This is a genomic window from Vreelandella aquamarina (assembly GCF_020075495.1).
Classification (GTDB): Bacteria; Pseudomonadota; Gammaproteobacteria; order Pseudomonadales; family Halomonadaceae; genus Vreelandella; species Vreelandella aquamarina_A.
This window is the reverse complement of the sequence record NZ_JABYQT010000001.1, coordinates 253,204-265,519: the sequence shown is the minus strand read 5'-3', so window position 1 is coordinate 265,519 and position 12,316 is coordinate 253,204. Positions and strand designations below refer to the sequence as shown.

Genomic DNA, 12,316 nt, shown 5'->3' with positions numbered 1-12,316 from the left:
TTTCAGTACGTGAAGCGTATAAGGCGAGTAGCCCATGGGGCTAGCAGGCAGCATTGGAACGCTGGTTGGCGAGCCGACGGGCCAGCGCCAGCGCAACACCGAGGCTGCCAGGGTCGGCAACGCCCTTGCCCGCCAGATCAAGGGCGGTGCCATGATCCACCGAGGTGCGCACCAGCGGCAGGCCCAGGGTGATATTGGCGGCCTGGCCAAAGCCTGCGTACTTGAGTACCGCAAGCCCCTGGTCATGATACATCGCCAGCACCGCATCCACACCCGCCAGATGGCGCGGAGTAAACAGCGTATCGGCGGGCAGCGGCCCTTGGATGTCCATGCCTTCGGCGCGCAGGGCATCGAGGGCGGGAGTGATGATATCCAGCTCTTCGCGGCCCAGATGCCCTTCTTCACCGGCATGAGGATTCAAGCCACATACCGCAATCCGCGGCGCGGCAATGCCAAACTGGCGGGTCAGGTCGGCAGCCAGCAGGCGGCTGATATGGGTTACTCGCTCAAACGTGATGGCATCCGCCACCTCCCGCAGCGGCAGGTGAGTGGTGACCAGCGCCACACGCAGGTCAGCGCTGCCCTGCCAGCCTGGGGCGCTGGCATGCAGAGCGGCATCGGTGGCCAGCATCATGACCACGTCATCCACCTCGCAGGCATCGCGCAGCCACTCGGTATGGCCGGTGAACCCCGAGTAGCCGCCCTCGATGATCACCCCCTTGTGCAGCGGAGCCGTGACCATGGCCGCCGCCTCTCCGGCCTGACAAGCGCTGACGGCAAGTTCGAGGGTTGCCAGCACGTAGCTTGCATTGGCCGGGTCGAGCACGCCGGGCGTGACAGGCGCGCGCAGCGCCACCGGCCATACCGGCAATGCGCCAGCAGTGGCCATGACCGGCTGGCCGGGACTCGCCTGGACCAGCGTCACATCGAGCCCAAGCGCAGCGGCCCGCTCGCGCAGCATGGTCAAATCGCCAATCGCCACCGTCTGCTCGGGCAGCCTGCCCTGAGCGGCGAGCATCAGCACAAGTTCAGGCCCCACGCCTGCCGGTTCGCCGGTGGTAATCAGCAGCGGCAGGCCAGCGCTTGCACTCATTAGAGGCGGATATCCACAAAGGCTTCCGCGCGTATTTCCTGCTGCCAGGTCTGCAGCTCTTCATTGGCGCGGCGCTGGAAGATCGCCTGGCGAACCTGTTCGCGACGACTCTCGTCGGTCACGTTCTGGCGGCGACGCTCTTCCACTTCGATCACGTGATAGCCAAACTGCGAACGCACCGGCTCGGATACCTGGCCCTCGCTCAACGACTGCATGGCGTCTTCGAATGCCGGCACGGTCTGACCGGGACGAACCCAGCCAAGCTCGCCGCCGTTGAGGGCGCTGCCGCGATCGTCGCTGAACTCACGCGCCAGCGAGGCGAAATCCTCACCCTGCTGCAGACGCTGGCGCACTTGCTGGGCACGCGCCCGGGCCTGCTCTTCGTTACGCGTGGGGTTGAGCTCGACCAGAATATGGCGGGCACGAGTCTCTTCCACAAACGACTGGTCGCTGCTCTGGCTCATCTGCTGATCCAGCACGCGCTGAACATCACGATCGCTGACCGATACGCGCTGACCGACCTGGCGCTGCTGCACCTGACGCATGAGCATTTCGCGGCGAATTTCCTCACGCACGTCGGCCAGCGTCATGCCGTCGGCTTCCACCGCGTCGGCAAACTGCTCGAGGTTCATGTTGTTGGATTCGGCAATGCTGCGCAGCTGACGGTTGAGCTCGGTATCATCGATGCTCAGGTTGGCACGGCGCGCCAGCTGCAGCTGGATTTCATCCATTACCATACGCTCGAGCACCTGGGCTTCGAGTGCCGAGCGCGGCGGCAATGAACCGCCCTGGGCCTGAGCCTGCTGCTCGATCTGCGCGATGCGATCATTGAGTTCGCTGCGCATGATGACGCCCTCATTGACCACGGCCACCACGCTATCGATGGGCTGGCGCTGGGTGGAGGTATAGTCCTGAGCCGGGGATACCAGCGGGATTGCCAAAGCACCGGCGCCAATGCACAGCGCCATGACGCCCGTGGCCGATACTTTGCGCGCCTGGGCTAGCAGCGTATTTCTGGTCTTCATAAAAGGTCTCTTTCAGTCGCCATTCGACACCGTCTACAGGGGAGTAGGACGATAACCTGGAATGGTGCGTTCAAAATAGCTGTCGGCCTCTTGGCCAATGCCGCCTAAGCCACGGAATACAAAACGCAAGAACAGCCCGCGGTCGTTGAAGTCATCCTCGATGCGCGCCGTGTCGTTATCATCGACCCATTCGCGCCAGACAAGTTGCACGCCGTAGCAGCAGTCGTTCCACTGCAATCCGGCCAGTTGCTCAAGCGCGCGGTCGTTGGTCTGATCGTGCAGATAACGGCCAATCAAATCAATCCTGGGGCTCGCTTTCCAGGCAAACGACAGATCCCACTCTTCGCGGCTGTAATTGCGAAAGCTGTCATCCCCGGGCACCACGTCAGGATCGAAGCCTTCGATCTCCCACCGATAGCCAAGGTTCACTACATGACCTTCGGGGTGGCGATAGCGCAGATCGACGCTCGAACGCTCGGTCTGCTCGCGGTGGTCATCGTAAAGCCACTCGTAGCCGGTACTCCAGCGATCATTGATCTGCCAGTCCAGCCGGGTGACCAGCGGCGAGCGATCGCGCGTGGCCTGATAGTAGCGCTGCGGATTGACGTCAGGGTCAACTTCAGGCCTTGCAGGCAGCGTGTCCGGGTCGCCCTCGCTATCGATACGCCGATCGGCGAAGTAGACGCTCTGACCGACACCGAAGGTCAAGCGCTCCTGGCCACTGGCGTCTTCGACCAGGCGCGACTGCACCCCCAGCGACACGCGGTTGAGATCCCCTACCCGATCAGCGCCGGAAAAGCGGTGCGGCGACCACAGCTGATCCCAGGAGAAGGCGCGCTCGCGACTGTCAAAATCCGGCAACTGGGTCTGGTCGGTGCGCGGCACGTAGGCGTAGTTGAGGCGCGGCTCCAGCGTCTGGCGATAGTCGCGGTTGCCAAGCTCAAGTTCACGCTCGAATACCAGGCCACTATCTACGGACGTTACCGCCACGCTGCGCGTGGGGGAAGTGCCTCGCTCGGTCTCCCGTGCGCCATAGTCAAGCTGATAAGCGGTATACCAGAGTTCGGTGCGCGGCTCGATATAGCCCCAGGACTCCTCGCCACGCCAGCCAAGCGCGGGCGTCAGGTGCAAGCGGGTACCGGTGGCCGCTTCGCGCTCGGGCACCCGGCGCTCATCCACATCACGCCAGAAGTAGGTCGCGTTGGAGCGCCATTCGCTGTAGAGCCCACCGCCCAGTTGCCAGTTGGAGTTGGCCGTCAAGCTCGGCAAGCGGTAAAACGGCTTGTCGGTATCGCTGAGCGGGTCCTCAAGGCGCTGGAACCCCTGGGCGCGGGCATCGAGCTGCCAGCGCTCGCCCCGGTAATCCACCTGGGCCAGGCGCTCCATGCTGGCGCGGTCGCTGTCGCCAAACTCGCCACCGAAATCATCGAAGTAGCGGCCGTCGCTGGCGGCGCCGTAACGCAGGCGGTAGTTGCTGCGGCTGTTGACTCGGCCGGCATGCTGGGCATCGATATACCAGCGCTCCTCGCCGGCAAAGCGGTTGTCGTTACTGGAGTTGCCGTCATCGCGGCTCAGATAGCCGCCTTCCACGGTACCCGCGCTGTCGTCCAGCAGGTAGCGGTACTCGCCGTTGAGCAGCAGGCCGCGGTCCGTCATCCAGCGCGGGGTGATCGTGGCATCGTGATTGGGCGCAATGTTCCAGTAAAACGGCTGGGCGTAATCGATGCCGTCGGTCGAGAAGCCGATCGCCGGCCACAGCAGGCCGGTATGGCGCTTGTCATCGATCGGAAAGCGCAGCCACGGCCAGTAGAAAATCGGAACATCCTTGACCAGCAGACGTGCATTGCGCGCCGTACCGAATCCCTGGGCCTGATTGAGCCGAATGTCGCTGCTGGCCAGTTGCCAGGTATTGGCACCGGGGTCACAGGTGGTGAAAGTGGCGTCGCGCAGCCGATACTGGTTCTCGTCGAGCTGCTCGAGCTGGCTTGCCTGGCCACGCAGGTGCTGGTCGTACAGCACGTAGTGGCTGTTGTTTACCGTCGCCCTGTCTTCGTTGAACATCAGCGTCGCGCTGTCCCCTCTTACCAGCGCCTGGCCGTCGCGCAGCGCCAGGTTTCCCTCGGCGTCTACCTGCTGGCGTTCGGCGGGGAGAAAGATGCGCTCTGCCTCAAGCTCTGAATTGGCGCGCCGAAGCACCACGTCGCCGCGCAAAAGCGCCTCGCCATCGGTGGCGTAATCAGCTTCCTCGGTCTCGATCGACAGCGTTTCCGGATTCTGCTCGGCAGCCAGCCGGTACTCGGGCATGACATATCGCCCACGGCATAGCTGCTGGGCGGCTTCGCCTTGGCCCCAGGGCTGCCAGTCCAGCGCTTCAGCGGGCAGCGCCTCACCTTGCGCCACCGCTGAAAACGAGGCGCCAGCGAGCAGACTGCCCATCAGCGTATGCGCAACCGGTAAAGTGCGCGAAAATCGCTTGCCCATGTTCGTTATCCTTGGCATCCAGAATAGGTATTATACAGCGCGCATGATGCCCGACCAGCAAGGAGCTTGCATGTCCTCTTCCCGGATAGATGCCCTCACCCAGTGGGCCGCCCGAAAGCACGGCCTGACCCAGGCCGATATCATACTTTCACCGGCCGGCGGCGACGCCAGTTTTCGACGCTACTTTCGCCTGACCCTGCCCGACGGCAGCACCCAGGTAGTCATGGATGCGCCCCCGGCCCAGGAGGACTCCGCCCCGTTCGTCATGATCGGCCAGCGCTGGTACGCAGCCGGCCTGCCCGTGCCCAAGGTGCATGCCGCCAACCTGGAGGATGGCTTTCTGCTGCTCGATGACCTTGGCAACACGCCCATGCAGGATTACTTCATCGATGAAAGCACGACACTTGGCTACGTCGACACCGCGCTGGCGCTGATTGCCGAGCTGCAAAATCGGGCAAGCCCGGAGGGGCTGCCGGGCTATGATGCCTCGTTACTCACTCGCGAGCTCGACCTTTTTCCCGAGTGGTGCCTGGGCGAGTGGCTCGACCTGCCCGTCCCGGAAAGCTGGGAGGCACTTCGCGAAGCGCTTGTCCAGTCAGCGCTCGAGCAGCCGGTGGTCAGCGTACACCGCGATTTCGACGCCATGAACCTGATGGTCGACCAGGCGCGACTTTACATGATCGATTTCCAGGACGCCGTGGCAGGTCCTATCAGTTACGACGTCATTTCCCTGCTTTGCGGGCGCTACTGGCGGTTCACGCCGGCACAGTTTGCCCGACTTGCCGGTATTTTTCATGACCAGGCGCGCCGCGATGGCAGGCTGTCTGCCGCGTCAGGTCAGGCGGAGTTCATCACTCAGTGCCACGCCATGGCGGCTCAGCGCTCGCTCAAGGTACTGGGCATTTTCTGCCGCCTGACGCTGCGCGATCACAAGTCAGGCTACCTTGCGCGCCTGCCGCACTTTCTGGATCACCTGGAAGACAGCCTGGCCGCGCTACCGGAACATGCCCACTTTGCCCACTGGGTGCATGCCACGCTGCGCCCGGCCATTGCTCAGCGCCTTGTGGACGCGACGCCATGAAGGCGATGATTCTGGCCGCCGGGCTTGGCAAACGCATGCGCCCTCTGACTGACCACTGCCCCAAGCCCCTTTTGCCGGTCGCGGGCAAGCCCCTGATCGCCCATCACCTCGAGCGGCTTGCACAAGCGGGCATCGAAGAAGTGGTCATCAACGTAAGCTACCGCGCCGAACAGATCGTCGAGACACTCGGCGATGGAAGCGCCTACGGCCTGCACCTTCATTACAGCGTGGAAACCACCCCGCTTGAAACCGGCGGCGGCATCCAGAAGGCCCTGCCGCTACTTGGTGAGCAGCCCTTTTTACTCATCAACGGCGATGTCTGGTGTGACTACCTGCCAACCCCGGCCACGCTGCAAGGCCAGGACCTTGCACATCTGGTCCTGGTGGATAACCCGGCGCATCACCCAGCTGGTGATTTCGCTCTGCTGGGGAGCCGCGTTGCCGCCCAGGGCGAGCCGCGGCTCACCTTTGCCGGGGTGAGCATTATCCATCCCGCCCTGCTGGCTGGCCATCCGCCGGGCGCCTTTGCCCTGGCGCCGCTGTTGAAACAGGCCATGGCGAGCGATCGCGTCAGCGGTGAGCACTTTACCGGCCCGTGGGTGGATGTGGGCACACCCGAGCGCTTGAAGGCACTGGAGGCGCAGTTGAAGGCTCGCGGCCGAACGGTCAGCGTGTAAACAGTGCGTACTGGTCAGGAAATGTTATGCTGCGCGACTTACCTGTCGTTGCCTAGATAAGGAGAGCCACGTGAAAGCAAGGGTAAAATGGACGGACGGTCGTCAGTTTGTCGCCGAGTCGGGTAGCGGACACAGCGTCGTGATCGACGGCCCGCCCGACCACGGTGGCCGCAATACCGGGCCGCGGCCCATGGAGATGCTTCTGATGGGCATGGGCAGCTGCACCGCGTTCGACATCCTCAACATTCTTGATAAAGCGCGTGCCGATGTGACCGACTGCGTCGCGGAACTCGATGCCGAACGCGCCGATGAAGTGCCGGCGGTGTTTACCAAAATCCACGTGCATTTCGTGGTCACCGGCCGTGCCCTCAAGGAGAAGCAGGTCGCGCGCGCCGTGGAGCTGTCTGCCGAGAAATACTGCAGCGCCTCCATCATGCTGGTAAACGGCGGCGTCGACATCACCCACTCCTTCGAGATCGTCGAAGCTTGATGTCGCCAGGGCGCGACTGGCGCTGCTCTTGGCGACGTTACCTGCCTTCTTTTACACAGGCTGATTTTGCAAAGGCCCTGCCTGCCAGCATCCTGCCTGCAAAAAAAAAGCCCTGGCCGGATGCACAGCGTGCCCTGGCCGGGCATAATACGCCCCCTGCTGCCCTGCCGACGCTTATGACAAGCGCGCCGTGCGCATGGCACCAGGTTGGTTCATCGGTTCCGACGCTGGCTCGTCGGGGTATCCTCATCTGCCATAGGGAGGCTCGGACTTGACAGATAATCTCCGACTCCACGGGTTCAATAACCTGACCAGCTCCTTGAGCTTCAATATTTACGACATCTGCTACGCCAAGACCGAAGAGCAGCGTGCCGCTTATATCGATTATATCGATGAGCTTTACAATGCCGAGCGTCTTACGCAGATCCTCAAGGATGTCACCAATATCATTGGTGCACACGTGCTGAATATTGCCCGTCAAGATTACGAACCCCATGGGGCGAGTGTCACCATTCTCATCGCCGAGCATGAGCTTGATGAGGCGGATCCAGAAAAGACGGTGCCCGGTCCCGGCCCGCTGCCGGAAACCGTGGTTGCCCACCTGGATAAAAGCCATGTCACGGTACACAGCTATCCGGAATCGCACCCGGATAACGGCATCAGCACCTTCCGCCTGGATATCGACGTTTCCACCTGTGGTCATATCAGCCCGCTGAAGGCGCTGAACTACCTGATCCACAGCTTCGATTCCGATATCGTCACCATGGATTACCGGGTGCGCGGCTTTACCCGGGATGTGGACGGCAAGAAACTGTTCATCGACCACAAGATCGCCTCGATCCAGGACTATCTGGCCGAAGATACCAAGCAGGCGTACCAGATGATGGATGTGAACGTGTATCAGGACAACATGTTCCATACCAAGATGCTGCTCAAGGACTTCGAGCTCGACAACTACCTGTTCGGCACCTCGCGTCGCGACATCACCTTCGAAGAGGCGCGCGATATCGAAAGCCGCCTGCGCAAGGAGATGCTGGAAATCTTCTACTCACGCAATCTGGACTGAGCACCAGGCAAGTAGACGTAAAAAAGCCGACGCAAGTCGGCTTTTTGGTTCCTAGTAGACCCCTTCCTCGCCTTCTGGCCGAGTCTTGAAGCGCCGGTGCAGCCAGAGATATTGCTCGGGATGCTTGCGAATCGCCCGTTCGATGAACTGATTCACCCGCGTGGCGTCCGCCACTTCATCGCTGCTTGGGAAGTTCTCGAACGCCGGCAGACACTCGATGGTGTAGGTACGGTTATCCGGGTTACGGTGAAACATCAGCGGCACCACCGGCGCCCCGGTCATTCGGGCGATCTTGGACGTCAGCCGGATGGTGGCCGCCTGCTGGCCGAAAAGCGGCGCAAAGACGCTGACATCGCGGCCAAAATCCTGATCCGGCGAGTACCAGACAATATGCCCGGCTTTTATACGGCGAACCACGCCGCGCAAGTCATGCCGGTCGATCGCCTGGCCAAAAATGCGCGAGCGCGCCCGTGTCATGAAGCGCTCGAACAGCGGGTTGTTGTGCGGGCGATAGACGACATCCGCTGGAAAGAACAGCGAATGCAGCGCGCCGCCGAGATCCAGAGTCGAAAAGTGAATGCCCACTACCAGCACGCCCTTGCCCTGTGCCTTGGCCTGCGCCAGGTGCTCCTGGCCATTGTAGGCCACGCGATGGCGCAGCGCTTCTGCATCGCGGCACCAGCCCGTGGCCGTTTCCACCAGGCCGATGCCGTTGGCGATAAAGGTTTCCCTGACCAGTCTGCGCTGCTCATCGGCCCCTTTCTCGGGAAAGCAGAGCGCCAGGTTGGCGGCGGTAATATGCCGTCGCCGCTTGGCAAACCGCCAGGCCAGCAGCCCGATGGCCTTGCCCACCCAGAGCTTGACGCGCCAGGGGAGCCAGGCGGCCACGTACATCGCGGCAATGGCAAGCCAGGTGCCCCAGTAGCGTGGGTGGGCAAAGGAGTGTGGGTAGTGTGTTTTCGACATTCCAACAACCTAGACTGAGGGCGCCTGATAGCGCCGGGGTACGCGCGGCAATACGCCGGTTAACAGGGTGTAGCTGATGGTATCGCAGTAGCGCGCCACTTCATCGACCGACAGCACCGCACCATTGCGGGCAGTGCCCCAAAGCACCACTTCGCTGCCGATCTCAGCGTCTGCGATATCGGTTACATCCACGGTCAGCATGTCCATGGAAACCTTGCCGGCAATCGCGCAGCGCTGCCCGTTGACCAGCACCGGCGTGCCATCTACCGCATGGCGGTCATAGCCGTCGCCGTAACCGGCGGCCACTACCGCTATGCGCGAGCGGCGTGGTGCGCGCCAGCGGCCGCCGTACCCCACCGGCTCGCCCTCTTCGAGCTCGCGCAGGGCGATGATTTCCGAGCGCAGGCTCATGACCGGGCGCAGCTCACGCGTGACATCGTTGGCGATTTCCAGCGGATCGCTGCCGTAAAGCATGATGCCTGGGCGGTTCCAGTCGCCATGGGCGGCAGGCCAGGCAAGGGTGGCCGGCGAGTTGGCCAGGCAAAGCGGTGCGTCAAGCGTACTGGCCAGCGCCTTAAGACGTGCCATCTGCTGGTCGAAATAGCGGCCATCGCGGGCATCTGCCGTTGCGAAATGACTCATCAAATGCAGGGCGCCCACTTGCGGGGCCCTGGACAGGCGTTGCCACACAGAAGCGGCAGCCTCCGGTTCGAACCCCAACCGGTGCATGCCAGAGTCGACCTTCAACCACACGGGGATCGGCTGACGAGGCGAGAAGGCCAACAGCGCCTCTACCTGCCACGCGCTGTGCACGGCTACCCAGAACCGGTGCTGATCCACCAGCGGCAGCTCCTCGGCACTGAAAAAGCCTTCCAGCAGTACAACGGGTTTGGTAATACCGCCTTCGCGCAGCGCAAGTGCCTCTTCGATGCACGCCACGCCGAACGCCGGCACCTGGCTTTCCAGCGCCTGCGCGCACGCCACGGCCCCATGACCGTAAGCGTTGGCCTTGATCACCGCCAGCGAGCGGCTTTGCGGCGCGCAGCGGCACGCCAACTGATAATTATGACGCAGCGCGTCCAAATCGATATGGGCCGCTAACGGGCGCATCACATCTCTCGCTTATGGGTAATCGTTTATCGGAACCTTCCTCCCAACGGCAACGCACCGAGCGTAAACTCGGTGCGTTGCAGCCAGGGTGATGATACGTCGCTTGGTCAACTTTCGAAGATAGCTTCCATCGACAGTCCCTGCTTTTCAAGCGAACGGCGCAGTTTCTTCAGCGCCTCTACCTGAATCTGACGCACGCGTTCGCGGGTCAGGCCAATCTCGGCACCCACCTCTTCAAGCGTGGCCGCTTCATGACCGCGCAGCCCGAAGCGGCGTACCACCACTTCGCGCTGCTTTTCACTCAGCTCGTCCAGCCAGAGATCGACATGCTCGCGCACATCGCCGTCCACCAGGCTTCCTTCCGGCCCCTGGACATCGTCATCGGCCAGGGTATCGATCAGCGGCTTGTCGCTTTCACCGCCCATCGGATAATCCACCGAGGAGACTCGCTCGTTGAGGCCCAGCATTTTCTTGACCGTATCCACGGGCTTGTCGAGATGCTCGGCGATCTCTTCCGCCGTCGCTTCATGGTCAAGCTTCTGGGTCAGTTCACGGGCAGCCCTCAGATAGATATTGAGCTCTTTTACCACGTGAATCGGCAGACGAATGGTGCGCGTCTGGTTCATCAGCGCGCGCTCGATGGTCTGGCGAATCCACCAGGTGGCATAGGTCGAGAAGCGGAACCCGCGTTCGGGGTCGAACTTCTCGACGGCGCGGATAAGCCCGAGGTTACCCTCTTCGATCAGATCCAGCAGCGTCAGCCCCCGGTTGAGATAACGCCGCGCGATCTTGACCACCAGACGCAGGTTGGATTCGATCATCCGCGAACGGCCAAGCGGATCCCCCTTGCGTGCCAGACGGCCGTAATAGACTTCCTCTTCAGGCGTCAGTAGTGGCGAAAACCCTATTTCATTGAGGTAAATTTGTGTGGCATCCAAGCTCTGAGTCGATTGTCGATCCTCTCGCCCTAATGCTTTCTCAAAGGCATCCTCTTCTACTGCAACGTCATCATCGGCGTTTTCCAACGCTTCTTCGGCAGCATCAAGGTCAACCTCCTGTAGATCCTTCTCCAGCATACTCATGGTCTTACCCCCGTAGTATCGCCTGCCCGCCTTTTAAAGAAAATTAAAGGTAGTCGCACTGAATGTGCGTTGTACCGTTATTATTATTCGCTTGAACCGGCCATAGGCAGGCCGATTCAAGAAAGCTTTGCTGTTCGTTTTATCCGATTACCGTGTGGTTAGCGTGAAGGCAGAAAGGTCAAAGGATCTTGAGGCTGCCCGTCGCGGCGCACCTCAAAATGCAGCCTGACACTCTCTGCATCGCTGTTGCCCATGGTGGCAATGACCTCGCCTGCCTCGACCACGTCATTTTCGCTGACGTTCAAACTGTCGTTATGCGCATAGGCGCTCAGGAACTGGTCGTTATGCTTGAGCAAGATGAGATTGCCGTAGCCGCGTACGCCACTGCCTGCATACACGACAATCCCCGGGCCAGCTGCCTTGACAGGTTGCCCCTTTTGTCCAGCGATATCAATCCCGGCGGTTATCGAATCCCCTTCGCCGAACTTGCCGGTCACCTCGCCGCTGGCAGGCCACTGCCAGTCAATCGTCTCGGCAGGCGTGAAGGTACGCGACGAACGGTCGACACGCGCGGCTGGCGTGGGCGGTGTTGCCTCCTGGGTTGCCGATTGTGCAACCGTCTGTTGCGCAGGCTCGCGGGCCGGTTCTTCACGCGGTTGAGGCGTTGAATCCGGCTCAGCGGCGGCAACAACGTCAGGTTCGTCAGCGGCTGGCTCGGCCGAGGGTTCGCTGCTGGCGGCGACGGCCTGGGCACTGGCAACGGCCTGGTGATCGGGCGTCTCGGCGGGCTTGTGCTCGGCATTCAGGCGTTGATTGCGCTCGATGGCAGACTCATCGGGCAGCAGCCAGTCAAGCTCTTGATCGTTGCTTGCAACGGCGGTGGCCTGAGGCTTGAGCCCGGTGGCGACCACACCACGCGATTCGCTGCGTCCCGTCGCCTGAGGCTGGGCCTGTGCGCTTCCGGCCACATTGGCAGTCTCTCCCGCGCGCAGGGCGATCGTCTGTCCGGGATAGATCTGATAAGGGGCATCGATATTGTTCATGGCCGCCAGCTGGCGATAATCCAGGTTATGCTGCCAGGCAATGCCGTAGAGCGTGTCGCCTGCTTTCACCGTATATTGGGGCGAGTTTTCCACCGCCCGGCGCGCTTCGCTCAAATCGCGTACCTGTGGGGTGTTGTGCTGCTGATTGGCACACCCGCCAATTGCCAACACCAACGCTGACATCATGAAGACTTTACGCATG

11 protein-coding genes are annotated in these 12,316 nt (G+C 61.7%); 4 read left to right on the top strand and 7 right to left on the bottom strand.

The window, feature by feature from the left end; genetic code table 11:
• Positions 1–40: 40 nt before the first annotated feature.
• From pdxA to HW452_RS01195, 3 genes are read right to left on the bottom strand one after another with little or no spacing between them, the layout of a single operon-like run.
• Complete coding sequence (pdxA, locus tag HW452_RS01205; RefSeq protein ID WP_224104278.1) at positions 41–1,093, bottom strand: 4-hydroxythreonine-4-phosphate dehydrogenase PdxA; 1,053 nt, start codon at positions 1,091–1,093, stop codon at positions 41–43.
• The gene (locus tag HW452_RS01200) at positions 1,093–2,118 is read right to left on the bottom strand and encodes a peptidylprolyl isomerase (protein ID WP_224104277.1); all 1,026 of its coding nucleotides are present in this window, start codon (positions 2,116–2,118) and stop codon (positions 1,093–1,095) included. The genes pdxA and HW452_RS01200 overlap by 1 nt, the downstream gene beginning before the upstream one ends.
• A gap of 33 nt (positions 2,119–2,151) precedes the next feature.
• Positions 2,152–4,599 carry an LPS-assembly protein LptD gene (locus HW452_RS01195; RefSeq protein ID WP_224104276.1) on the bottom strand — a complete coding sequence of 816 codons (2,448 nt, stop codon included), beginning with the start codon at positions 4,597–4,599 and terminating at the stop codon, positions 2,152–2,154.
• A 70-nt stretch (positions 4,600–4,669) separates the two neighbouring features.
• Between HW452_RS01195 and HW452_RS01190 the strand changes: the two genes are divergently transcribed.
• The 4 genes from HW452_RS01190 to speD all read left to right on the top strand — a co-directional run bounded on the left by HW452_RS01190 (position 4,670) and on the right by speD (position 7,913).
• Positions 4,670–5,680, top strand: coding sequence for an aminoglycoside phosphotransferase family protein (locus HW452_RS01190; RefSeq protein WP_224104275.1), 1,011 nt, complete (start codon positions 4,670–4,672; stop codon positions 5,678–5,680).
• A complete protein-coding gene (gene murU / locus HW452_RS01185) occupies positions 5,677–6,357 on the top strand; it encodes an N-acetylmuramate alpha-1-phosphate uridylyltransferase MurU (protein WP_224104274.1) in 681 nt (226 codons plus the stop codon). Before HW452_RS01190 ends, murU begins: the two co-directional genes overlap by 4 nt.
• A 70-nt stretch (positions 6,358–6,427) precedes the next feature.
• Positions 6,428–6,847, top strand: coding sequence for an OsmC family protein (locus tag HW452_RS01180; RefSeq protein ID WP_224104273.1), 420 nt, complete (start codon positions 6,428–6,430; stop codon positions 6,845–6,847).
• Positions 6,848–7,118: 271 nt separating this feature from the next.
• Positions 7,119–7,913 (top strand): adenosylmethionine decarboxylase, encoded by a 795-nt coding sequence (gene speD, locus HW452_RS01175; RefSeq protein WP_224104272.1) that lies wholly within the window; start codon positions 7,119–7,121, stop codon positions 7,911–7,913.
• Between the two features lie 51 nt (positions 7,914–7,964).
• Here the strand turns inward: speD and lpxL are convergent, their stop codons facing one another.
• The 4 genes from lpxL to HW452_RS01155 all read right to left on the bottom strand — a co-directional run bounded on the left by lpxL (position 7,965) and on the right by HW452_RS01155 (position 12,315).
• Positions 7,965–8,879, bottom strand: coding sequence for an LpxL/LpxP family Kdo(2)-lipid IV(A) lauroyl/palmitoleoyl acyltransferase (gene lpxL / locus HW452_RS01170; RefSeq protein WP_224104271.1), 915 nt, complete (start codon positions 8,877–8,879; stop codon positions 7,965–7,967).
• Between the two features lie 9 nt (positions 8,880–8,888).
• The gene (gene alr / locus HW452_RS01165) at positions 8,889–9,989 is read right to left on the bottom strand and encodes an alanine racemase (protein ID WP_224104270.1); all 1,101 of its coding nucleotides are present in this window, start codon (positions 9,987–9,989) and stop codon (positions 8,889–8,891) included.
• A gap of 107 nt (positions 9,990–10,096) precedes the next feature.
• Entirely contained in the window at positions 10,097–11,071 is a 975-nt protein-coding gene (gene rpoS, locus HW452_RS01160; RefSeq protein WP_224104269.1) for an RNA polymerase sigma factor RpoS, read from the bottom strand.
• A 158-nt stretch (positions 11,072–11,229) separates the two neighbouring features.
• Positions 11,230–12,315 (bottom strand): peptidoglycan DD-metalloendopeptidase family protein, encoded by a 1,086-nt coding sequence (locus HW452_RS01155; protein WP_224104268.1) that lies wholly within the window; start codon positions 12,313–12,315, stop codon positions 11,230–11,232.
• Position 12,316 lies beyond the last annotated feature (1 nt).

Excerpts from the sequence above, each read along its gene's own strand:
- alr (WP_224104270.1), bottom strand. The coding sequence starts at position 9,989 with ATGCGCCCGTTAGCGGCCCATATCGATTTGGACGCGCTGCGTCATAAT.
- HW452_RS01155 (WP_224104268.1), bottom strand. The coding sequence starts at position 12,315 with ATGCGTAAAGTCTTCATGATGTCAGCGTTGGTGTTGGCAATTGGCGGG.
- rpoS (WP_224104269.1), bottom strand. The coding sequence starts at position 11,071 with ATGAGTATGCTGGAGAAGGATCTACAGGAGGTTGACCTTGATGCTGCC.
- pdxA (WP_224104278.1), bottom strand. The coding sequence starts at position 1,093 with ATGAGTGCAAGCGCTGGCCTGCCGCTGCTGATTACCACCGGCGAACCG.
- HW452_RS01200 (WP_224104277.1), bottom strand. The coding sequence starts at position 2,118 with ATGAAGACCAGAAATACGCTGCTAGCCCAGGCGCGCAAAGTATCGGCC.
- lpxL (WP_224104271.1), bottom strand. The coding sequence starts at position 8,879 with ATGTCGAAAACACACTACCCACACTCCTTTGCCCACCCACGCTACTGG.
- HW452_RS01190 (WP_224104275.1), top strand. The coding sequence starts at position 4,670 with ATGTCCTCTTCCCGGATAGATGCCCTCACCCAGTGGGCCGCCCGAAAG.
- HW452_RS01195 (WP_224104276.1), bottom strand. The coding sequence starts at position 4,599 with ATGGGCAAGCGATTTTCGCGCACTTTACCGGTTGCGCATACGCTGATG.
- murU (WP_224104274.1), top strand. The coding sequence starts at position 5,677 with ATGAAGGCGATGATTCTGGCCGCCGGGCTTGGCAAACGCATGCGCCCT.